This is a genomic window from Arthrobacter sp. zg-Y877 (assembly GCF_030373105.1).
Classification (GTDB): domain Bacteria; phylum Actinomycetota; class Actinomycetes; order Actinomycetales; family Micrococcaceae; genus Arthrobacter_B.
The window spans coordinates 14686-35303 of sequence record NZ_JAUCPU010000003.1; the positions used below are offsets into that span (position 1 = coordinate 14686).

The 20618-nt window shown below is 66.9% G+C and carries 21 protein-coding genes; 6 read left to right on the forward strand and 15 right to left on the reverse strand.

Annotated features, from left to right (window positions below):
- Positions 1-7: 7 nt before the first annotated feature.
- Together argJ and argC are read right to left on the reverse strand one after the other, a co-directional pair.
- Positions 8-1204 (reverse strand): bifunctional glutamate N-acetyltransferase/amino-acid acetyltransferase ArgJ, encoded by a 1197-nt coding sequence (argJ, locus tag QNO03_RS07535; protein WP_289602841.1) that lies wholly within the window; start codon positions 1202-1204, stop codon positions 8-10.
- On the reverse strand, positions 1204-2235 hold the full coding sequence (gene argC, locus QNO03_RS07540) for an N-acetyl-gamma-glutamyl-phosphate reductase (protein ID WP_289602842.1): 1032 nt from the start codon (positions 2233-2235) through the stop codon (positions 1204-1206). Before argC ends, argJ begins: the two co-directional genes overlap by 1 nt.
- Positions 2236-2355: 120 nt before the next feature.
- Here argC and QNO03_RS07545 point away from each other — a divergent pair, with 120 nt between their 5' ends.
- Positions 2356-3318 (forward strand): quinone oxidoreductase family protein, encoded by a 963-nt coding sequence (locus tag QNO03_RS07545; protein WP_289602843.1) that lies wholly within the window; start codon positions 2356-2358, stop codon positions 3316-3318.
- Between the two features lie 62 nt (positions 3319-3380).
- Positions 3381-3767, forward strand: a complete 387-nt coding sequence (locus QNO03_RS07550) for a hypothetical protein (protein WP_289602844.1) — start codon at positions 3381-3383, stop codon at positions 3765-3767.
- Between the two features lie 11 nt (positions 3768-3778).
- Here QNO03_RS07550 and QNO03_RS07555 read toward each other — a convergent pair whose 3' ends face one another.
- The 3 genes from QNO03_RS07555 to pheS form a co-directional block, all read right to left on the reverse strand.
- Positions 3779-4396 carry an HAD family hydrolase gene (locus QNO03_RS07555; RefSeq protein WP_289602845.1) on the reverse strand — a complete coding sequence of 206 codons (618 nt, stop codon included), beginning with the start codon at positions 4394-4396 and terminating at the stop codon, positions 3779-3781.
- Positions 4397-4498: 102 nt separating this feature from the next.
- Positions 4499-7039 (reverse strand): phenylalanine--tRNA ligase subunit beta, encoded by a 2541-nt coding sequence (gene pheT / locus QNO03_RS07560; protein ID WP_289602846.1) that lies wholly within the window; start codon positions 7037-7039, stop codon positions 4499-4501.
- A complete protein-coding gene (gene pheS, locus QNO03_RS07565) occupies positions 7040-8137 on the reverse strand; it encodes a phenylalanine--tRNA ligase subunit alpha (protein ID WP_289602847.1) in 1098 nt (365 codons plus the stop codon).
- 104 nt (positions 8138-8241) lie between these two features.
- On the opposite strand from pheS, the gene QNO03_RS07570 reads away from it, so the two are divergent.
- Together QNO03_RS07570 and QNO03_RS07575 are read left to right on the forward strand one after the other, a co-directional pair.
- Positions 8242-8751, forward strand: coding sequence for an eCIS core domain-containing protein (locus QNO03_RS07570; RefSeq protein WP_289602848.1), 510 nt, complete (start codon positions 8242-8244; stop codon positions 8749-8751).
- Positions 8752-8789: 38 nt separating this feature from the next.
- Positions 8790-9902 carry an Rv2578c family radical SAM protein gene (locus QNO03_RS07575; protein WP_289602849.1) on the forward strand — a complete coding sequence of 371 codons (1113 nt, stop codon included), beginning with the start codon at positions 8790-8792 and terminating at the stop codon, positions 9900-9902.
- Between the two features lie 4 nt (positions 9903-9906).
- On the opposite strand, the gene QNO03_RS07580 is transcribed toward QNO03_RS07575, so the two are convergent.
- A complete protein-coding gene (locus QNO03_RS07580) occupies positions 9907-10389 on the reverse strand; it encodes a (deoxy)nucleoside triphosphate pyrophosphohydrolase (protein WP_289602850.1) in 483 nt (160 codons plus the stop codon).
- A 9-nt stretch (positions 10390-10398) separates the two neighbouring features.
- Positions 10399-11211 carry a putative protein N(5)-glutamine methyltransferase gene (locus QNO03_RS07585; RefSeq protein ID WP_289602851.1) on the reverse strand — a complete coding sequence of 271 codons (813 nt, stop codon included), beginning with the start codon at positions 11209-11211 and terminating at the stop codon, positions 10399-10401.
- A 210-nt stretch (positions 11212-11421) separates the two neighbouring features.
- Between QNO03_RS07585 and QNO03_RS07590 the strand changes: the two genes are divergently transcribed.
- Complete coding sequence (locus tag QNO03_RS07590) at positions 11422-12675, forward strand: MFS transporter (protein ID WP_289602852.1); 1254 nt, start codon at positions 11422-11424, stop codon at positions 12673-12675.
- Here QNO03_RS07590 and QNO03_RS07595 read toward each other — a convergent pair.
- The 5 genes from QNO03_RS07595 to infC all read right to left on the reverse strand — a co-directional run bounded on the left by QNO03_RS07595 (position 12608) and on the right by infC (position 16712).
- Positions 12608-13555 (reverse strand): cation diffusion facilitator family transporter, encoded by a 948-nt coding sequence (locus QNO03_RS07595; RefSeq protein WP_289602853.1) that lies wholly within the window; start codon positions 13553-13555, stop codon positions 12608-12610. The two genes, QNO03_RS07590 and QNO03_RS07595, sit on opposite strands and share 68 nt — an antisense overlap.
- 127 nt (positions 13556-13682) lie before the next feature.
- The gene (locus tag QNO03_RS07600; RefSeq protein ID WP_289602854.1) at positions 13683-14600 is read right to left on the reverse strand and encodes a TrmH family RNA methyltransferase; all 918 of its coding nucleotides are present in this window, start codon (positions 14598-14600) and stop codon (positions 13683-13685) included.
- A gap of 18 nt (positions 14601-14618) precedes the next feature.
- Positions 14619-15272 (reverse strand): 50S ribosomal protein L20, sunset domain variant, encoded by a 654-nt coding sequence (rplT, locus tag QNO03_RS07605; protein WP_289602855.1) that lies wholly within the window; start codon positions 15270-15272, stop codon positions 14619-14621.
- A gap of 119 nt (positions 15273-15391) precedes the next feature.
- Positions 15392-15586, reverse strand: a complete 195-nt coding sequence (gene rpmI, locus QNO03_RS07610; RefSeq protein WP_146363238.1) for a 50S ribosomal protein L35 — start codon at positions 15584-15586, stop codon at positions 15392-15394.
- Positions 15587-15695: 109 nt separating this feature from the next.
- Positions 15696-16712: a translation initiation factor IF-3 gene (gene infC / locus QNO03_RS07615; RefSeq protein WP_229950146.1), complete on the reverse strand. Its 1017-nt coding sequence runs from the start codon at positions 16710-16712 to the stop codon at positions 15696-15698.
- Between the two features lie 389 nt (positions 16713-17101).
- Between infC and QNO03_RS07620 the strand changes: the two genes are divergently transcribed.
- A complete protein-coding gene (locus QNO03_RS07620) occupies positions 17102-17530 on the forward strand; it encodes a DUF1844 domain-containing protein (protein ID WP_229950142.1) in 429 nt (142 codons plus the stop codon).
- Between the two features lie 112 nt (positions 17531-17642).
- On the opposite strand, the gene QNO03_RS07625 is transcribed toward QNO03_RS07620, so the two are convergent.
- Genes QNO03_RS07625 through priA form a run of 3 tightly spaced genes read right to left on the reverse strand, consistent with a single transcriptional unit; the run spans position 17643 to position 20609 of the window.
- Positions 17643-18974 carry an MFS transporter gene (locus QNO03_RS07625; RefSeq protein ID WP_289602856.1) on the reverse strand — a complete coding sequence of 444 codons (1332 nt, stop codon included), beginning with the start codon at positions 18972-18974 and terminating at the stop codon, positions 17643-17645.
- 34 nt (positions 18975-19008) lie between these two features.
- The gene (locus tag QNO03_RS07630; protein ID WP_289602857.1) at positions 19009-19857 is read right to left on the reverse strand and encodes an SseB family protein; all 849 of its coding nucleotides are present in this window, start codon (positions 19855-19857) and stop codon (positions 19009-19011) included.
- Positions 19858-19859: 2 nt separating this feature from the next.
- Positions 19860-20609 (reverse strand): bifunctional 1-(5-phosphoribosyl)-5-((5-phosphoribosylamino)methylideneamino)imidazole-4-carboxamide isomerase/phosphoribosylanthranilate isomerase PriA, encoded by a 750-nt coding sequence (priA, locus tag QNO03_RS07635; protein ID WP_289602858.1) that lies wholly within the window; start codon positions 20607-20609, stop codon positions 19860-19862.
- Positions 20610-20618 lie beyond the last annotated feature (9 nt).

Here is a 20618-nt window from a genome sequence, read left to right on the forward strand (position 1 = left end):
CCCCCGGTCAGCTGCTGTACGCAGAGTTCTCATGGACGTAATCCGTGGTGAGATCGTTCGTCCAGATGGTGGCGCTTTCGCTCCCCGCATGCAGGTCGATTTCGACGCTGACCGCCCGCGGAGACAGGTCGACGCCCTCCCGGGGATCGCCGATCCCGCCGTTCCGGCAGACCTGCACACCGTTGATGGTGACGTCGATCCGGTCCGGTTCGAACGCTGCATCGGTGGTGCCGACGGCGGACAGCACCCGGCCCCAGTTGGGATCGTTGCCGAAGATGGCGGTCTTGAAGAGGTTGGAGCGGGCGACGGCGCGCGATGCCGCCTCGGCGTCGGCCACGGTGGCGGCGTTGACCGTGGTGACGGCGATGTCGTGGCTCGCCCCCTCGGCGTCGGTGATCAGCTGCTGAGCCAGGGAGAAGCAGACCTCCGTGAGTCCGCTGCTGAAGGCGCCGGCATCCGGTGCCGCACCCGAGGCACCGGAAGCCAGCAGGACCACGGTGTCGTTGGTGGACATGCAGCCGTCCGAGTCGGTGCGGTCGAAGGTGACGGCCGTGGCAGTCCGGAGGGCGGTGTCCAGGGCCGGGGCGGCAAGGTCGGCGTCGGTGGTCAGGACCACCAGCATCGTGGCCAGTCCGGGAGCAAGCATGCCCGCCCCCTTGGCCATTCCTCCGATCCGGTAGGTCCGGCCCGCACCGTCAGTACCCGTGAACACAGCCTGCTTGGGCACGGTATCGGTGGTCATGATGGCATGCGCGGCGTCCGCACCCGTGTCGGCGGACAAGGCGCCGGCGGCGGCTTCAACGCCGGAGAGCAGCTTGTCCATGGGCAGCTGGACGCCGATCAGGCCGGTGGAGCAGACCAGGACATCCGAGGCACTGAGCCCCAGGAGTCCGGCCGCCTTTTCCGCGGTGGCGTGGGTGTTCTGGAATCCCTGCGGGCCGGTGCAGGCATTGGCCCCGCCGGAGTTAAGGACCACGGCGTCGGCCCGTCCATCGGAGACCGCCTGCCGGGACCACAGCACCGGGGCTGCGGTGATCCGGTTGCGGGTGAACACCGCTGCTGCTGCCTTGGACGGTCCGTCGTTGACCACCAGGGCGACGTCGCGGCCGCCGGAGTCCTTCAGGCCCGCAGCCACCCCTGCGGCACGGAAGCCGGCCGGGGCGGTGATACCCGTGGTGCTGCCGATCGTTGATTCGACACTCATTACGGTGCCACCCCCTGCTGCGTCAGTCCCGCGGTTTCTTCCAGGCCGAGGGCAATGTTCATGGACTGCACGGCGCCGCCGGCGGTTCCCTTGTTGAGGTTGTCGATTACGCAGCTGACGATTACCCGGCGAGCATGGGCGTCGTAGGCCAGCTGCATCACGGCGTAGTTGGAGCCGACCACCATTTTGGTGGCGGGCCACTGTCCTTCGGGCAGGACACGGACAAAATGTTCCCCGGCGTACGCCTGTTCCCACGCGGCGCGCAGGGCGCCGGCGTCGATCCCGGGGCGCACCTTTGCGGTGGCCGTGGTCAGGATGCCGCGGGCCATCGGGGCGAGCGTAGGCGTGAAGGACACGGCGACGGACTCGCCGGCGGCCGCGGACAGGCCCTGTTCGATTTCCGGGGTGTGCCGGTGGCTGCCGCCCACGCCGTACGGGCTCATGCCGCCCAGGACCTCAGAGCCCAGCAGGTGCGGCTTGGCGGCCTTGCCTGCACCCGAGGTGCCGGAGGCCGAAACAATGACGACGTCGTCCGGTTCCAGCAGCCCGGCGGCGAAGCCGGGAGCCAGGGCGAGCAGGGAGCTTGTGGGGTAGCAGCCGGGGACCGCGATGCGGCGGGCGCCCTTGAGCCGGCTGCGGTGGCCCGGCAGCTCGGGCAGGCCGTAGGGCCAGGTGCCGGCATGCGGGGAACCGTAGAACTTTTCCCACGCCAGCGGATCCTCGAGCCGGTGGTCGGCACCGGCGTCGATCACCAGGGTGTCCGGATCCAGCTGGGCAGCGATGGCCGCGCTGGCCCCGTGCGGCAGGGCGAGGAAGACGACGTCGTGTCCGGACAGGGTCTCGACGGTGGTTTCCTCCAGCACCCGGTCGGCCAGGGAATGCAGGTGCGACTGCAGCTCCCCCAGCCGGCTGCCGGCGTTGCTGTGGGCAGTGATGGCGCCGATGGTCACCTCCGGATGGCCGGCAAGCAGGCGCAGCACTTCGCCGCCGGCATAGCCGCTGGCACCGGAGACCGCTACGGAAATCGTCATGCCTTCACCCTACAGCACATTTATGCAGTGTCACCAATATTTATGCAAACAGTATGATGGGCAGCACATCGAACGGCGGGAACAGCCCAGCACGTACCAGCCAGTAAAAGAGGCCATGCCATGCACAAAGCAATTGTCGTCCCGCAACCGGGCGGACCGGAAATCCTGCGTTATGAAGACGTCGCACTGCCGGAGCCCGGACCGCGGCAGGTGCTGGTTCGAGTCGCTGCCGTGGGCGTGAACTTCATCGACACCTATCAGCGCGCCGGGGTTTACCCCATGTCATATCCCTTCACACCCGGCTCCGAGGCCGCCGGAACTGTCGTGGCTGCCGGACTCGAGTCAGGCTTCCGGGAAGGCGACCGGGTGGCTACCGCGGAGGGCGGTGGTGCCTACGCCGAGTACATGCTGCTGGACGCGGAGGTGGCGCTGCCGGTGCCGGAAGGAATCCGGGATGACACCGCCGCTGCCCTGCTGCTCCAGGGCATCACTGCGCAGTACCTGTGCAACTCCACCTTTGTCGTACAGGAGGGACAGACGGTACTGGTGCATGCCGGAGCGGGCGGTGTCGGGCTGCTGCTGATCCAGCTGCTCAAGGCCAAGGGCGCCACCGTGATCACCACGGTGTCCACCGAGGAGAAGGAACTCCTGGCGCGCGGTGCCGGCGCCGACCATGTGCTGCGCTACGACGGCTTCGCCGGGCAGGTGCGTGACCTCACGGAGGGCCGGGGCGTGGATGTGGTGTACGACGGCGTGGGCCGGGCGACCTTCGACGGTTCGCTGGCCAGCCTGCGCATCCGGGGCATGCTGGTGCTCTTCGGCGCCGCCTCCGGTCAGGTGCCGCCGTTCGATATCCAGCGGCTGAATTCCTCCGGCTCCCTGTTCCTCACCCGGCCTACCATCGCGCACCACCTGCTCACGCCGGAGGAACGCCAGTGGCGGGTACGCGAACTGTTTGACGCGGTCCTGGCCGGAAAACTGGACGTACGGATCGGACAGACCTATCCGCTGGCCGAGGCGTCGCGGGCGCACACGGATCTGGAAGGGCGGAAGACCACCGGAAAGGTGCTGCTCGTTCCCTAACGGATACGGCGCCCTCATACTGGCATTTCTGGAACACCAGCAGGCTCTAGCAAGGAGTATCCATGGCCAACGTCCTCTGCCCGTCTGCCCCGGCTTTACTCCAGGACTATTACCGCGTCTTAACAGCCGGACCGCAGGCCTTCGGTAATGGCAGCGAACTCCGTACCCTCCTATCAGACCGGCTGGACTTCACCGGTTCCCTCGCGGGCCATCGCCCCGACGCCACGGACGGCTTCCTGCAGGGGGTTGCAGGCTTCATTGGAACCGTGCGGGGCATCAACGTCCTTCGCGAAGTGCACGATGAGTCGGGGTCCGCGGTCCTGTACGACGCGCAGATGCCCGGCGGTCCGGTCCGGTTCGCGGAATTCTTTACCTTCGATGACGGCGTGATCGACACACTGAATCTGCATTACGACGGACCGGATTACATCGCCAAGGGTGGGCGCTGACACCACGCGGGTTACCGGCTGAGACCGGCAAGCTCCGCCCGGAGGTCTGTTCCGCTGGTGTGGAGCACCGTTTGAAATCCCATATCCCGCGCGGTCGAGATGTTCTGCGGGTTGTCGTCAACGAAGATGATGCCCTTGGGTGCCGCCCCCAGATCGGCAACGACGCGGTCAAAGATCCGCGGATCCGGCTTCACCAGGCCCATCTGCCCGCTGAAGTACAGCTTCGAGAAATATGGCGCCCAGGGCGATTCAGCCGAGTACCTCCGTGACATGCCCTCGGGCATGTTGGAGAGCAGGGCCAGGGCCGCACCCTCGCCATGCAGCGTCTGGAGCACCTCCATCGTTCGCGGGTTCAGGTGGGACCACTGCGCCGCATCCAACGCCTCCAGGGTGTTTACCGTCTCGGGCGGCACGGCCTCGCCAAGCACGCCTCCCCAGTACTGCGCCGGGGTCAGCCGGCCGGCGTCGAACTCTTCGCGCTTTTCCCAGTACCGGCTCGTACCCGTTGCCAGGTCTGAAAGGCCGGTGGCCTGTTCCAGCAACCGCCAATCCTCCGGGGACGGCGCCGTCGAAATCACCATGCCGTAGTCGAAGAGGTACCAGTCCCCGCCGCGGGATAAAGGAGTCATCGCCACAGCCTAGCGAGCCGGGCGGTGCACCGGAGGCGTTAAGGCAAAGCCGGCCCCTTCGGATCCATGATCCGAAGGGGCCGGCAAAGAGGTTCCCAGTGGCTAGCGCTGGACGGCTCCGAACCGTTCAGCTGCCAGGGCTACTGCTGCCGCACGGGCCTCGGAGGCTTCGTCGGCGGTCAGTGTCCGGTCCGGGGCTCGGAAGCGCAGCGCGAAGGCGAGCGACTTGTGCCCGGGCTCAATGCCCTGTCCGTCGTACACATCGAACAGGGCCACGTCTTCGAGCAGCTCCCCGGCTCCCTCGCGCAGGGCCTCGCGGACCTGCTCGGCGGGAACGTCCTCCGCCACGACCAGTGCCACGTCCTGGGTGGAGATCGGGAAGCTGGAGATCGGACGGGCGACGATGACGTCGGGGGCGGCGTCGAAGAGGGCGTCCACGTTCAGTTCCGCGGCAACGGTGCGGGCCGGCATGTCCCGTTCGGCCAGGAGCTTGGGGTGCAGTTCGCCGGCGTAGCCCACGGTCTCACCGCTGCGCAGGGCAATGCGTGCGGTGCGGCCGGGGTGGAACGCCTGGTGGGTACCCTGCTCCACCACCAGTTCCACACCCAGGACGTCGCCCATCAGCCGCGCGAAATCGAGGGCGTCGGCCCAGTCCCAGGCACGCGGCGTGTTGCCGGCCCCGGGAGCGGATTCGTGGCCGGCGAGCAGGACACCCACGTGCAGCGGCTGGTCCGGAATGCCGGCGTATAGCTCATCCAGGACGTCCTCGGACGGCTTCGCGCCCAGCGGCGGAATGCTCTCCGTGCCCAGGTGCTCACCGGGCAGGAAGACCGTGCCCGACTCGAAAAGTGCCAGGTCACGGAAACCGCGGGACATGTTGCGCTTGGCCACCTCGAACAGTCCGGGCAGCACCGAGGTGCGCAGGTAGCCGTATTCGGCGCTGAGCGGGTTGGCGAGCTTCAGGGCGGTTCGGGTACCCGGCTCCGGTGCGCCGAAGGTGTTGTTGTCCGCCTCGGTGACGAACGGGTAGGCCAGCACCTCGGTGAGCCCGGCAGCCGCGAGGGACTGCAGAAGTCGGCGGCGCTGCTGCTGCAGGCGGGTCAGTCCGCGCCCGGGAGGGGCGACCGGCAGGGTGGACGGAATCTTGTCGTACCCGACCAGGCGGATGATTTCCTCGGTGAGGTCTTCCCGCGTCTCCAGGTCCGGACGCCAGCTCGGCGGCGTCACCAGGTAGCCGGCGTCGGTCTTTTCGACCGAGGCACCCAGGTCCTCCAGCGTCCCGGTGATCTGGGATTCGGTGAAGTCCAGGCCGATCAGCTGGGCCGGGAACTGTGCCGGCAGTTCGATGCGCCGGGGCTCCGGAGCGGTGCCGACGTCGGTGATCGCTTCGTCGGCGGTGCCGCCGGCGAGTTCCACCAGCAGGTCGACCGCACGCTGCGCGGCGACGTCGGCTACGTTCCAGTCCACGCCGCGTTCGAAGCGCTTGGACGCTTCCGAGGGCAGCTTATGCCGGCGCCGGGAGCGGGCAATGCTGACTTCTTCGAAGTGGGCGGCTTCGATCAGGACGTTCTGGGTTCCGCCGGAAACCTCGGTGGTGGCTCCGCCCATCACGCCGGCAATGCCGATGGCACCGGAGCCGTCCGTGATCAGCAGGTCCTCCGGGGAAAGCCGGCGGTCCTTCTCGTCCAGGGTCTTCAGCGTTTCGCCGTCGGCGGCGCGGCGGACCACGATCTCGCCGGTGAGCTTGTCCAGGTCGTAGAAGTGCAGCGGCTGGCCGAGCTCGAGCATCACGTAGTTGGAGATATCGACCACCAGCGAGATGGACCGCATGCCGGCCAGGCGCAGGCGCGAGGACATCCACGGCGGGGTGGGCCGGGAGGTATCGACGCCGCGGACGGTGCGGGCAACGAACCGGTCGCAGCCGGGCTTGCCGTAAATCGGGGCCTCGTCCTGCAGCCGGACCGGGTAGCCCATGCCGTCGGCGATGGGCACGGCGACGGCGGCCGCCGGGTCGGTGAATTTGGTGCCGGTGGCGTGGGCGTATTCGCGGGCGGCGCCGCGGATGGAGAAGACATAGCCGCGGTCCGGGGTGACGTTGATTTCCGCTGCCTGGTCGTACAGGCCCAGCAGTTCCATTGCGTCCGTGCCGACCTCGGGGTCCAGCCCCAGGGTGGAGAGCACGAGGATGCCGTCATGGTCCTCGCCGATACCGAGTTCACGCACGGAGGCGATCATGCCGGCGGAGACGTGGCCGTAGGTCTTGCGCGGGCTGATCCGGAAGTCCCCGGGCAGCACGGCGCCGGGCAGGGTGACAACAACCTTGTCCCCCACCTTGAAGTTGTGCGCACCGCAGACGATGCCCTGGACACCGGAGGGGTCAATGCCGTCGCCGGTCAGGGTCTGCTCTGCCCCTTCGGGCACAACGCGGACCGAGCACCAGTTGATGGTCTTGCCGTTGCTCTGCGGCTCCGGCTCCATGCTGAGCACCTGGCCCACCACAATGGGGCCCTGCAGCTCGTCGGTGGGACGGTGGACGTCCTCTTCCTCCAGGCCGACCTTCACGAGGTCTTCCATCACGTCTTCGGCGGTTGCGTCCGCCGGTACCTGGGCATACTCGCGCAGCCAGGAAAGTGGGATTCTCACTTAGATCTCCATCCCGAAGTGTTCGCTGAAACGTACGTCGCCTTCAATCATTTCGTGCATGTCCGAAACCTCGTTGCGGAACATGAGGGCACGGTCAATGCCCATGCCGAAGGCAAAACCTGTATAAACCTCGGGGTCGATCCCGGCGGCGCGGAGCACGTTGGGATTGACCATGCCGCAGCCGCCCCACTCGATCCAGCGGGCGCCGCCCTTGGCACCGGGGTGCCAGATATCCAGCTCGGCGCTGGGTTCGGTGAAGGGGAAGTAGTTCGGCCGCAGCCGGACCTTCGCTTCATCGCCGAAGAGCACACGGGTGAAGTGCTCCAGGGTACCGACGAGGTCGGCCATCGTGAGGCCCTTGTCGATGGCGAGGCCCTCGAACTGGTGGAAGACCGGGGTGTGGGTGGCGTCGAGTTCGTCGGTGCGGAACACCTTGCCCGGGCAGAGCACGTAGATCGGCAGGTCACGCTCGAGCATGGACCGGACCTGGACCGGGGAGGTGTGTGTACGCATGACCAGATGCGCTTCGGGCGGCTCCACGAAGAAGGTGTCCTGCATTTCGCGGGCCGGGTGGTCCGGCTTGAAGTTCAGTGCGTCGAAGTTGAACCACTCGGATTCCACTTCCGGTCCTTCGGCGATTTCCCAGCCCATTCCGACGAAGACGTCCGCCACCCGGTCCTGCAGGGTGGAAATGGGATGCCGTCCGCCGATGCGCCGGCGGCGGGGAGCCGCGGTGACATCCACGGCCTCTTCGACGAGGATCCGGGCGTCCCGCTCCGCTTCGAGTTCGACGGTGCGGGCGGCGAGCGCGGAGTTAATCCGGCCGCGGGCGGGGCCAACGAGCTTCCCGGCGGCGGCCTTCTGATCCTTGGGGAGCTTGCCGATGGTCCGGTTGGCTCCACTCAGCGGAGATTTCTCTCCGGTGACGGCAATCCGGACGTCCTTGAGCTCGTTGAGGTCCGCGGCGGCGGCAATGGCGGCGAGCGCCTGCTCGACGGCGGCGGCAATAGCGCCTTCGTCCAGCGGATTCGGCGGCTCGGGCTGGGTGCCCTCTGGGGAGGTATCTGGGGAACCGGTCCCCGGTGTGGAGTTAGACATGTACTGTGCTTACCTGTTTCCGGCCCTAGTTGGGTTCTGGCTTATCATTGCAAGTCTAGTAGACGCCCCTCACCGGGCCGTCATACTCCCGCAGGGAGGTTGCCATGCCGTCCGTTCGTCCCTCCCCCTCGCCGCGCCCGGACTTCCCGCCAGGGCGTGCCGCCTCGGCACGTCACTGGATCAACCTGCTGAACCTTTCCACTCCCGCCGGCATGGTGCTGGCCCGTCTGACCGGATGCGCGACCAGGACCGGACCGCAGAAAATCACCCTGGCCGAGGGGTATCCGCTGTCATTGCCCCGCGCTGCGGCCTTCACGGTGGGGAACGTGGTGTTTTACCGTTCATCCACGGCCCGCCGCTTGCACGCACCGGACAGCCGGCTGCTGCGGCATGAGATGCGGCACAGTACCCAGTACGCCCTGCTGGGGCCGTTCTTCCTCCCCCTGTATGCCGCTGCGTCCACCCTCTCACGCGTGGTGGCCGGCGACCCGGCGTCGGCCAATCCGTTTGAACGCCTGGCCGGCCTCCACGACGGCGGGTATCGGCCGCGCAGGCGGCGGCACCCGCGGGCTACTCATCCGGGCCGGTCCCGCCGGCCGTTCCGCAGCAGATAGATCTACCCCCTCTTTCGAACATATGTTCTAATGAGGGAATGAGGTGGCAAGGTCAGGAACTCAATGCACCGCCCGCGCAGGGCGACGATAGCGGCACCGAACCTGCCGGCCCGGCGGCATCCGAATCGGTACTGCCCCTGCCGGGGCCCGGCACCACCGATCCCCTGCTTCCGCTGCAGGGCCTGGTCCGCTCCGTACGCACTCCGGACTTTGCCGGGGTGACGTTCCACGAGGTCGTTGCCAAGTCGGTATTGAACAAGGTGGGCGGCGGCTCCAACATGCCCTTCGAATGGACCGTCAATCCTTACCGCGGCTGCAGCCACGCCTGTGTTTACTGTTTCGCCCGCAAGACCCACACCTACCTGGACCTGGACAGCGGTGCCGATTTCGACAGCCAGCTGGTGGTTAAGGTCAATGCAGCCGAGGTCCTGCGGCGCGAACTCAGCCGTCCCTCCTGGCAGCACCACCATGTGGCCATGGGCACCAACACGGATCCCTATCAGCGCGCCGAGGGCCGCTACAAACTGATGCCGGGCATCATCCGCGCCCTGGCGGACAGCGGCACCCCGTTCTCCATCCTGACCAAGGGCACCCTGCTGGCCCGCGACATCCCGCTCCTGAAGGAAGCCTCCGCGCAGACCGAAATCGGCATGGGCATTTCGCTGGCGCTCGTGGATCCGGAGCTGGCCAAGGTGGCTGAACCGGGAACCCCTACGCCCCGGGCCCGGTTGGAGCTGATCAGCCGGCTGCGGGATGCCGGCCTGCCATGTTCGGTCATGGCCATGCCGATCCTGCCCTGGCTGACCGACGGCGACGAATCCCTGGACGCCCTTTTCTCTGCGCTCGCAGCTGCCGGGGCTACGGGTGTCACGGCGGGTGCCCTGCACCTGCGCCCGGGAGCCCGCGAGTGGTATCTGCAGTTCCTGGCCCGGCATTACCCGGAGCTCTCCGGCAAGTACGCCGACCTGTACGGCAAGGGCACGTACGCCTCCAAGGAATACCGGGACTGGCTGGCCGGGCGGATCCGGTTCTTCAAGGCCAAGTACGGTTTCACCGGCGGTGCCCGGTTCCTGCGGCCGGCTGTCTCGTCGAAGACTCCTGCCGCACAGGCGGCGGCTGCGGTCCCGGCGAGCCAGGACGCACTCTTCTAGGGCCCTAAGCCTTTCGGGCGGCGACGGCGTCCAGCAGTGCCGTAACGATCGGCAGGTCTGCCGGTATCCATGGAAGTGCCGTCAGTGTCCTTTCGGTGAGGTCCACCCAGCGAAGCTCGTCGTGGTCTTCCAGCGGCTCGGGTGTCCCGTCGGTGACTTCCGCCAGCCACACGCGCATGGCCGCGGAGCGGTTGAGCGGCCAGCCCTGCTCCGAGGGGCCAGGAACTTCGGCGCCCAGCTCGACTCGGATCCCGAGCTCCTCTGCCAGTTCGCGGTGCAGCGCTTCCGTGCAGCCTTCCCCGGCCTCCACCTTTCCGCCGGGGAACTCCCACAGCCCCGCCAACGCTTCCGGAGCGCTTCGGCGTGCCGCCAGGAGCTTCGAGGGCCTGGCGAGGGAATCCAGGAGCGCCGCGCCCACCACCTGCACGCGCGGCGAATCCTGGGGAACAGCCGTACCGGCCTGGCTGGAGTTCTCTTGTGAATGCATCCACCGAGCTTAACCGGTTTCCCCGCTGCCCTTCGTCCTCCGGGGCGGCGCACTGCCCACGGCCACCGTGGCATCGGTTTCCTCATTCCGGAGGATCTGCGGGGACAGTCCTGCTGCAGCAAGCATCCCGGCCACGGCAGCTGCCTGGTCCCCGCTGCATTCGAGCAGAACCTTCCCCCCGGCGCCGAGCCACTGCGGAGCTTCGCTGACAATGCGTCCCACCGTATCGAGTCCGTTCGGGCCGCCGTCGAAGGTGGCGGCGGGCTCGTAGTTCCGTGCTTCGCGCGGCAGCGTGGCCAACGCCGCGGTGGGAACGTAGGGTGCATTGGCAACAACGACGTCGACCCTCCCGCGCAGCTCTTGGGGCAGCGCCAGAAAGAGGTCGCCCTTCAGGACCGAGGCCTGCGGCAGATTGCCGCGGGCACATTCGACTGCTTCCGGGTGAAGGTCAACGGCGTAGATCCGGCAGCCCGGTACGGCCGCCGAGACCACCATCGCGACCGCCCCCGATCCGCAGCACAACTCCACCACCAGGGCCGCACTCCGTCCTGCAAGCACATGGACCGCCTGTGCGGCCAGGAACTCCGTGCGCCGCCGTGGAACAAAGACCCCCGGCCGCAGCGCTACCCGAAGACCTCCGAAAGACGCCCAGCCGAGCACCTGCTCCAACGGCTGTCCGGCCAGCCGTTGGGCGACCCTGCGGTCCAGCACCGCTGCGCCGGGAGCGTCCGACAGCAGCAGAAGCGCTTCTTCTTCGGCGAACACACACCCTGCATCCCGCAGGCGGGACACCAGCCCCCCGGGACTTTCGTGGCTCTGCACGCATTAACGGTGACAGACCGACACTGCCGGCACCAGTGCCCCGTGTGCCGGCCATGCCCACCTGCAGCAGGGAGCCTTCCTCATGCCCAGCCGTGCACTAGGCTGTAGGTGACGAAGCCGTCGTGGCGTCCGGCAGGAGCACTTCCTGTCCGTTGACCGCGGACGCCGTCCTCAGCGGCGCAGCCGCATCCCCACTTGTGAAAGCGAAGCATGTCCCGGAGCACCACCGCGTCCATTTCCCTGTCCGGCCAGCGCACCCCCGGCGGACGCCGAACCACGGCAGCCAAGGCGATAGTTGCCCTGGCCGTGGGCGGCTTTGCCATCGGCACCACGGAATTCAGCATCATGGGACTGCTGCAGGAGATGGTCGATGATCTCGGCATCTCCGTTCCCGCCGGCGGCCATGTCATTTCGGCCTACGCGTTCGGCGTGGTGGTGGGTGCTCCTGTACTTGCGGCCCTGGGCGCCCGGGTGCCGCGGAAGATACTGGTCCTGGGCCTGATGCTCTTCTTCGCCCTGAGTAACCTCTCCTCGTTCTTTGCCGCGGACTACTCCTGGCTGCTCTTCACCCGGTTCCTGTCCGGTCTGCCGCACGGCGCGTTCTTTGGGGTGGCAGCGGTCATCGCTGCCTCCCTGGTTGCTCCCACGCGCCGGGCGTGGGCCATCTCCATGGTCATGCTGGGCCTGAGTATCGCCAATGTCGTGGGGGTGCCGTTCGCTACCTGGCTGGGGCAGCAAGCCGGATGGCGGTGGATGTTTGTCCTGGTCGCGGCAATCGCGCTCCTGACGGTGGCCATGGTGGCCCGGTTCGTGCCGTACCAGGCAACACTGGCCGGTGCGAGCATCAAGAATGAGCTCAGTGCCCTCGGGCGTGCACAGGTCTGGCTGGCGCTGCTGGTGGGAACCGTCGGTTTCGGCGGATTCTTTGCCGTGTATTCCTACATCGCGCCCACCATGACCGAAGTGGCAGGCATCTCCGAAAACATCCTGCCCATCGTCGTCGGGCTCTACGGCGTGGGCCAGGTGGTCGGCAATGTGGCTGGCGGCCGGCTGGCCGATATCAACGTGATGGGCAGTATCTACGCGATCCTGGGCGGAACCATCGTGATTCTGCTGGCGTACGCCTGGGCGGTGCAGTACGCGGCGACGGCCATGGTGCTCGTCTTCCTGGTTGGGCTGATCGGCTCGATGCTGACGCCTCCGCTGCAGACCAGGCTGCTGGATGTGTCGCCCGGCGCCGAGTCACTGGCGTCGTCCCTGAACCATGCGGCCCTGAACCTGGCCAATGCCCTCGGTGCCCTGCTGGGCGGCGTGGTTATTGCCTGGGGCTGGGGGTACCGCTCCCCCGCTGTGGTGGGAGCGGTACTCGCCCTGCTTGGTTTGGCTATTGCGCTGATCAGCGGGTCACTTGACCGGCGTCCTGCGCGTTCTTCGCAACAAATATATCCGGCTCCAGGTAAATAGCCCCGGCGATCGGCACTGCGGCACGGATCCGTGCCTCAGCGGCGTTGATGCCGTCAGCGATTTCCTGGCCCGTTTCCGACTTGGCCATGGTGATCTTGGCGGCCACGAGCAGTTCCTCGGGACCCAGGTGCAGGGTCTTGAGGTGGATGATCCGCGTATCGGGATCCTCCTGGATGGCCGCTTCGATCCTGCGGACATCGTCCTGCGTGGCAGACTCACCGAGCAGCAGGGACTTCGTCTCCATGCCCAGGATCACGGCAATCACGACCAGCAGGATGCCGATCATGGCGGTGCCCAGCGCATCCCAGATGCCGTTGTGGGTCAGCAGGGTCATGCTCACGCCGAACAGGGCGAAGACCAGGCCGAGGAGGGCACCGAGGTCTTCGAGCAGGACGACCGGCAGCTCCGGCGCCTTGGCGGTGCGGACAAACTGCTTCCAGCTCTGCTTGCCGCGTGTGTGGTTCGATTCCCGGATGGCGGTGCGGAAGGAGAACGCTTCGGCAATGATCGCACCCACGAGGACGGCGAGCGGCACCCACCACCAGCGGCCTTCGATCGGGTGCGGGTCCTGCCACTTGTGGTAGGCCTCGTAGAGGGCGAACAAACCGCCGACGCTGAAGAGCACAATCGAGACGATGAACGCGTAGACGTAGCGTTCCCGGCCGTAGCCGAAGGGGTGCTCAGGGCTGGCCTGGCGCCGTGCGCGCTTGCCGCCCACAAGCAGCAGTGCCTGGTTGCCGGAGTCGGCAACCGAGTGGATAGCCTCCGCCAGCATGGAGGATGAACGCGTCAAGGCGAAGGCAATGAACTTCATGACCGCAATGGCCAGGTTGGCGCTCAGTGCCGCGACAATCGCCTTATTACCGCCGCTGGCAGACATATAAGTCCCGTTTCTCTTTGGTAATGGACTGGTTGATTCAGCTGTCCGAAGATAGCTGTTACCAATACGCTACATGGAGAAGCGGCGGTCCGTGCCGGGTTCCGCCGGCTACGGAAGGACCCTGGGGTTACCCGTTCTGTGCGCGGGCAGAGGCGTACAGGCAGACGGTTGCCGCCGTGCCGACATTCAGGCTCTCCGCCCGGCCGTAAAGCGGGACTGCAACGCGGTGGTCGGCGGCGGCGAGTTCGGCGTCGGACAGGCCCTGGGCTTCGTTGCCAAAGAGCCACGCCGTGGCGGCTTCCAGCCGGGGAACGCCGTCGTCGGACAGTGCTTCGCTTCCGCCGTCGCCGCGCGTGCCGAAGCGGCGTACCGCACTGAGGTCCTGGAGCCGGTCCAGGTTCACGTTGCCGTAGCCGTCCGCAGCCAGGACGGTCACACCGGTTGCGTGGAGGGCGTCGATGACAGCGGTGAACTCCGCACCTGTCACCACCGGCAGGTGGAAAAGGGAGCCCGCGGTGGACCGCACCGCTTTGGGGTTGTAAATGTCGACGCTGGACGCCGTCAGGACTACTGCGTCGGCGCCGGCGGAATCGGCGGCCCGCAGCACGGTTCCGGCGTTGCCCGGATCCCGCACCTCGCACAGGACGGCGATGAGCTTCGCACCGGATGCGAGCACGTCTTCCAGCGTGGCCGTGGAAGTGTGGCAGACAGCGATGATGCCCTGCGGGGAAACGGTGTCCGCCATCGCGGCCAGGACCTCGTCGGTGGCAAGGCGCAGGGTCACGCCCCGGGCCAGGTCCGCCAGTTCCGGAAGGCGGTCCAGGCACGCCTGCGTGGCGTAGACCTCGTGCACGACGGCGGGACCGCCGCCGGCCGCCGCCGCGCGGTGCGCGGAAAGCGCCTCCCGCACGGCCTGCGGCCCTTCGGCCAGGAAGCGGCCGGTTTTTAAGCGCGAAGAGCGCCCGGCAAGCTTCGCTGTATCGCGGACCCGATCAGCTCGGGGGTTGGACATCAGCGGTGCCTGCGGGCGCCCTTCAAGGTTCATCGGCTGTAGGAAACCGAATTAGCCCTGGAACTTCTGGCGGGATTCTCCGCCGGCGGGCTCGAGGCCCGCAGCCTTGGCGGATTCAACAGAGTTGAACCAGTACTCGGCAACGGTCTGCTCGTACCAGGTGGAACCCGGGACGTGGTACTTACCGGAACCAAGGTTGCCCTTGATAACGAAGCCTTCCGGAGCGTCGCCCTCGGAAGCCTTGAAACCGCCCTGGGCGGTGGCAACGGCAGCAGCCGGCTTCTTGGCGGCGGGGGCAGCAGCAGTCTTGGCGACCGGAGCAGCGGCAACGGCCGGAGCGGAGGTGTCGGACGGCAGCGCGTTCTTGGCGAGCTGGACCAGTGCGGCGAAGGCAGCGGCGTCATTGATGGCCAGTTCGGCCAGCATGCGGCGGTCAACCTGGATCTCGGCCAGCTTCAGGCCCTGGATCAGGCGGTTGTAGGTCAGGCCGTTGGCGCGGGAAGCAGCGTTGATGCGCTGGATCCACAGGCGGCGGAAGTCGCCCTTACGCTTGCGGCGGTCGCCGTAGCTGTACACAAACGAGTGCAGCAGCTGCTCTTTGGCCTTACGGACCAGGCGCGAACGCTGTCCGCGGTAACCCTTGGCGCGCTCGAGAATAACCCGACGCTTCTTGTGGGCGTTAATCGCCCGCTTCACACGTGCCACGTGCGTACTCCTTATTGGTAAATCTCCCCGACTTCAAAAAAGTCTCTGCACCTGGGATTCCAGGCGGGGAAAGCTTGATGGGTGACGCCGTCCCGGACGGGACAGCTATCGGGGACTGGCTAGATGCCGAGCATCTTCTTGATGACCTTGGCATCCGCCGGTGCCACGAGCTTGTCGTTGGCGAGGCGGCGGGTCAGCGTGGAGGGCTTGTGCTCCAGGTAGTGGCGGCGGTTAGCCTGCTGGCGCTTGAGCTTGCCGGTACCGGTCAGCTTGAAGCGCTTCTTGGCGCCACTGTGGGTCTTCATCTTCGGCATGTCTACCGATCTCCTTTAGGTTTCCGCGGGCAGGCCCGCGGGGCTTTGGACACCTTTGCGGGTGCCAGGGCTTATTACTGGACGCCGGAACAGGCGCAGCGCAGTGAAACTACTCTGCAGTTCCGGGCTTGTTCTGGCCGGTGGTCCCCCGTGAGGAGGACGGCTTGCCGGCAGGCTTCGGTGCTGCGGCGGGCTTGGGCCGTGCAGCGGGCTTGGGCGCAGGCTTTGCCGCGGCCGGCTTCGGCACAGCTGCAGGCTTCGGCGCTGCGGCAGGCTTCGCGGCCTCAGCAGGCTTGGCAGCCTCAGCGGGGCTGGCGGGAGCAGCAGCAGCTTCAGCGGCCGGCGCTGCGGCCGGCTTGCTGGCTGCGGCAACACGGCGTGCCTCGGTTGCGGCCTTTTCCTGGGCAGCAGCCTTGGCGCGCTTTGCGGCCTGTTCCTTCTCAGCCTGTTCCTGCTCTGCACGGGCCTTGTCGGCCTCGGCAGCGGAGGAACCCAGACGCAGTCCGTCCGGCAGCAGATCCGCGAGGCTCTGCGTCAGAGGCGCCTTGTCCGAAGAGGTATCCACACGGGGAGGAGCCTCGCCGTTGCGAACAGCCTCGTTCGCTGCCTTGGCATCGGCCCGCTGTGTTGCGCGGCGGGCTTCGGCCTTGGCCTCTGCCTTGTTCTTGACCGGTCCAATGACCATAACCATGTTGCGGCCGTCGATCCGCGGGGTGGATTCAACCACGCCTACTTCTGCAACGTCCTCCGCGAACTTGTTCAGCAGCTTCATACCCATTTCCGGGCGCTGCTGTTCACGTCCACGGAACTGGATCATGGCCTTGACCTTGTCACCGGCGGCCAGGAAGCGCATGGCGTGTCCACGCTTGGTTTCGTAGTCGTGGGTGTCGATCTTCAGGCGGAAACGGATTTCCTTCAGAACGGTGTTCGTCTGGTTCTTCCGGGCTTCACGTGCCTTGACGGCGGCTTCGTACTTGTACTTGCCGAAGTCCATTAGTTTGCACACCGGAGGCTTGGCCTGCGGTGCTACCTCAACAAGATCCAGGTCAGACTCGGCAGCCAGGCGAAGTGCGTCCTCAATCCGGACAACTCCGACCTGTTCACCTGCCGGACCTACCAGCCGCACCTCGGGGACGCGGATCCGATCATTGATTCTTGGCTCGCTAATGTTGCAGCTCCTGTGTAGTTCAAAAACGGCTACCGCCTGCAAATGAAGAAGGCCTCCAATTGCAAGCGCAATCGAAGGCCCGTAGTGGGGTCGGCGGCAACAGCCTCGAAACCTGTTCGAAGGCTGTTGGCTCCCGGAATGTGCTGCAGTAATACTGCGGCCCGTCCGGGGCCGACCTGAACCCGGCAACTCTGACGCCTACGAGGGCGGTCAGGCTGACGCGGGTGGGAGGGGTCTCCGCTTGCATACCGGCGCCGTAGGCTTCCAGGAGAAGTGTGATCTTCATCCTGCCCGCGAGGAGCATTGAAAGTAACGACAACCAGTCGGTCTGTGACAAGCTTACCAGTATGAGTAGCCCACAGAGCAATCCGGCAGGGGAAGCAACCCGCCACTCCTTCCCCGGAACATCCGCAGAGTCCGAATCTGCGGCAGCAGCACAGCAGGAAGTCGCCGAGCAGATGCGCGACATTGCCGAAGTTCCGGCCATCGAGGTCATTACGACGGCGGCCGTCCACTTGATGAGCGCAGCAGCCGTGAAATGCGGCCTGGCTGAGGGTGATGACGCCGAGGAGCTGAAGGACCTGGACGAGGCCCGGAAGCTGATCACCGCGCTGGCCGGTTTTGTCACCGCCGCCGCTCCGGAAATCGGCAGCCAGCATGCCGGACCGTTGCGCGACGGACTTCGTTCCCTGCAGCTGGCCTTCCGTGAGGCGTCCATTCTCCAGGATGCACCGGGCAAGGGTCCGGGCGAGAAGTTCACCGGCCCCGTCAGCTAGGCATAACCTCCAGCACCGTCTTCTCCACCGCCACACGCCCGAAGAGCCCCGCCCCGGATAGTCCGGGCAGGCTCTTCGGGCTTTTTTGTGCCGGTGCTTCCCTGGCGCACTGCTACAGGGCGGAGCCGGTCTTGGCGTTGGCTGCCGGCCGCCGCACGAACCACCGAACCGCGAGGGTCGCCAGCACCAGCAGCGATGCGGCGCCGCCGGCCATCAGGAAGCCCGACCACGGGCCGATGACGTCGATGGCGAGGCCTGCCACAGGCGCGCCCAGCGCGGTGCCGGCGGTCATTGACGAGCCGTACCACCCCATGGCTTCACCCCGCCGTTCCTCGCTCACCAGGTCCGCCACGCGTTCGGAGGCGGATGACAGCACCGGTGCGCAGAGCAGGCCCGCCGGAATCGAGAGCAGTGCCAGGCTGAGGGTGCCGGTGGCAAAGGCCATGGGTATGGTCAGCACGGCCATCGCCAGCAGAAGCAGCATCGGGGAGATGCGCCGGTCCATGGCACCGTAGACGATCCCGCCGACAGCGGAGGCCGCGCACCACGCTACGAAAACAATGCCGACCTCTGACGGATTGCCTCCTGCCTCCACCGACGCCACCATGCCGACGTCGGTGCTGGACAGCAGCAGGCCCGCGCCTACGGCGACGGCAAAGACCACTGCCACGCTCGGGTTGAACCAGCCGAAGTTGCCCGCAACCCCGTTCCGCAGCCGGCCGAACAGGTTCTGCGGCCCCTTCGGAAGGCCTGCACCGGTGAGTTCCATCGGCGCTTCCTGCACATTCGCCGGGGCCACTGCGACAGCGGCTGCCGCGGCTGCGTCCTGCTCATCCGCGGCGGTCACCGAGTTCCGCGGTTCCAGTGACCGGGTCGGCGGATTGAACCAGATCAGCAGCAGGCCCGCCACCGCCGCGGACAGCCCGACGGCCGTCAGTCCGATGACAGACGAGATCTGTGTAGCTATCACCGCACCCAGTGCCGGGCCCATCATAAAGACGAGCTCAGTGGCGATGGAGTCCAGCGCAAAGGCGGTGCGCCGTTGCTCGCCGGTGGCCAGGACGCCAAGGGACTGCCGGACAACGCTGAAGACCGGAAGGGTGAACAGACCGCCGATCAGGGCAAGGACCAGCAGCCATTCGAAGCTGGCGTGCGGAGCGATGCTCCAAATCGTTGCTTCGGCAATGACCGACGGAATCAGCGCCCGGCGCAGTCCTACCATATCCACGCGGCGGCCGCGCCAGGGGGCACCGACCGCAATGCCGATGGTGACGACGGCGGCGACCGCTCCGGCGGCGGCGTAGCCCTTGTCCATGGTGTTGACCACGTGGAGGGTCAACAGGACACCAGCTGCGGAGTGCGGGAAACGGGCGATCATTCCGATGAGCAGGACGCGGCGGATGGGTGTGATCCGCAGCATCTCGCGGTACAGGCCAAAATTCACAGTGGTTCTCTTCTGGCGGGCTGCGCCGGACGGGTCAGCGGGTGATTTTCAGGTCCAGTGAATCCACGCGCTCAACAAACTCGGGGTTGGCAGTCAGGCGCTGCTGCAGGCCGGCCGCGAGGGCGGAGACGTCCTGCGGATCGAGTCCGGGCGCAAGCTGAAGCACCATTCTAAGCTCAGGGCCTGCCCCTCCCCCGGTCACGGGAGCGCCGGCTGCGGTCCGGGACGCCGTTCCCTGCCCCTGCTGGAGTGTTACGGCCAGGATCCGCCGGTCCGGCGCCGCTGCCGTTTCGGCCATGGATACCAATTCCGCGTCGGCATAGGAGGGCACCCACTTCCGCTGCTGGGCGAGGGCCCACATAGCGGGGCGGCGGACCACGAAGGTAAATTCCGCGCCGGGGTCAATGACCAGCAGCTGGGCATCCTCGGCGACGGCGGACAGTGCTGCACGGGCGGTGTAGACGGCAACGGGCCGCGCTTCGGGATGCCAGTGTTCCAGGGCTGCCACCGAGGTAAAGACCGGGAGTGCCTTACGGCCGTCCGGAGCGGTCAGCGATACCAGCGCCATGTCGGCCTGCTTATCGGCGGTGAGGCCGTGCTCCGATTCGGCTTCCTCCCCGAGGACAGCGACGATGGGCACAAAGACACGGGCAGTGGCCAGCGAAGCCACGACGTCCGCTTCAGTGCCGCTTCCGGCGATCAGGTTCTTCAGCGCTTCGGTATAGCCTGCGTCGGCCAGCCCGTCATCGGCATCGAAGTTGTGCAGCGGGTTCCCGTCGCCCGCAAGATCCCGGCCGGACCAGGGACGGCCGGCGGAATCGACGGGGCCACCGGCTCCGGCAAGCGCAGCGGCGATGTGGCCGGGAAGTTCACGAGCCGCCATGCTCAGCGGGCCGGGTGCCCGGCGACGTCGAGGGCCTGGGGCAGCGTGAAGGCACCGGCGTAGAGCGCCTTGCCCACGATGGTGCCCTCTAGACCCAGCGGCACCAGTTCCCGCAGTGCTGCCAGGTCATCGAGGCTGGAGATGCCGCCGGAGGCGACCACGGGCCGGTCGGTGCGCTTGAGCACCTCGCGCAGCAGTTCCAGGTTGGGTCCGCGCAGCGTGCCGTCCTTGGTGACATCGGTGACCACGTAGCGCGGGCAGCCGGCTTCTTCCAACCGGGCCAGGACCTCCCAGAGATCGCCGCCTTCCTGGGTCCAGCCGCGGGCCGCGAGGGTGGTGCCGCGCACGTCGAGCCCGACGGCGATCGCATGGCCGTAGCGGGCGATGGCACTGGCGGTCCAGCCGGGATTTTCCAGTGCTGCGGTGCCCAGGTTGACCCGCGCCGCACCCAGCTCCAGTGCCTTCTCCAGGGACTCGTCGTCGCGGATGCCGCCGGAGAGTTCCACCTTGATGTCCAGGGACTTCACCACGCGGCTGAGCAGGTCCAGGTTCGAGCCGCGCCCGAAGGCCGCGTCGAGGTCCACCAGATGCACCCACTCGGCACCGTCGTTCTGCCAGGCCAGGGCCGCGTCCAGCGGATCGCCGTAGCTGGTCTCGCTGCCTGCTTCACCCTGCACGAGGCGCACGGCTTGGCCGTCCGCAACATCCACGGCGGGCAGGAGTTCAAGGACGGGGGTTTCGAGGAGGGACATCAGGATGCT

Excerpts from the sequence above, each read along its gene's own strand:
- QNO03_RS07550 (WP_289602844.1), top strand. The coding sequence starts at position 3,381 with ATGGCCAACGTCCTCTGCCCGTCTGCCCCGGCTTTACTCCAGGACTAT.
- QNO03_RS07570 (WP_289602848.1), top strand. The coding sequence starts at position 8,242 with ATGCCGTCCGTTCGTCCCTCCCCCTCGCCGCGCCCGGACTTCCCGCCA.
- QNO03_RS07595 (WP_289602853.1), bottom strand. The coding sequence starts at position 13,555 with ATGTCTGCCAGCGGCGGTAATAAGGCGATTGTCGCGGCACTGAGCGCC.
- QNO03_RS07555 (WP_289602845.1), bottom strand. The coding sequence starts at position 4,396 with ATGACTCCTTTATCCCGCGGCGGGGACTGGTACCTCTTCGACTACGGC.
- pheS (WP_289602847.1), bottom strand. The coding sequence starts at position 8,137 with ATGTCTAACTCCACACCGGGGACCGGTTCCCCAGATACCTCCCCAGAG.
- QNO03_RS07545 (WP_289602843.1), top strand. The coding sequence starts at position 2,356 with ATGCACAAAGCAATTGTCGTCCCGCAACCGGGCGGACCGGAAATCCTG.
- QNO03_RS07620 (WP_229950142.1), top strand. The coding sequence starts at position 17,102 with ATGAGTAGCCCACAGAGCAATCCGGCAGGGGAAGCAACCCGCCACTCC.
- QNO03_RS07575 (WP_289602849.1), top strand. The coding sequence starts at position 8,790 with ATGAGGTGGCAAGGTCAGGAACTCAATGCACCGCCCGCGCAGGGCGAC.
- QNO03_RS07580 (WP_289602850.1), bottom strand. The coding sequence starts at position 10,389 with ATGCATTCACAAGAGAACTCCAGCCAGGCCGGTACGGCTGTTCCCCAG.
- rpmI (WP_146363238.1), bottom strand. The coding sequence starts at position 15,586 with ATGCCGAAGATGAAGACCCACAGTGGCGCCAAGAAGCGCTTCAAGCTG.
- QNO03_RS07590 (WP_289602852.1), top strand. The coding sequence starts at position 11,422 with ATGTCCCGGAGCACCACCGCGTCCATTTCCCTGTCCGGCCAGCGCACC.
- argC (WP_289602842.1), bottom strand. The coding sequence starts at position 2,235 with ATGACGATTTCCGTAGCGGTCTCCGGTGCCAGCGGCTATGCCGGCGGC.
- argJ (WP_289602841.1), bottom strand. The coding sequence starts at position 1,204 with ATGAGTGTCGAATCAACGATCGGCAGCACCACGGGTATCACCGCCCCG.
- QNO03_RS07600 (WP_289602854.1), bottom strand. The coding sequence starts at position 14,600 with ATGAACCTTGAAGGGCGCCCGCAGGCACCGCTGATGTCCAACCCCCGA.
- priA (WP_289602858.1), bottom strand. The coding sequence starts at position 20,609 with ATGTCCCTCCTCGAAACCCCCGTCCTTGAACTCCTGCCCGCCGTGGAT.
- QNO03_RS07630 (WP_289602857.1), bottom strand. The coding sequence starts at position 19,857 with ATGGCGGCTCGTGAACTTCCCGGCCACATCGCCGCTGCGCTTGCCGGA.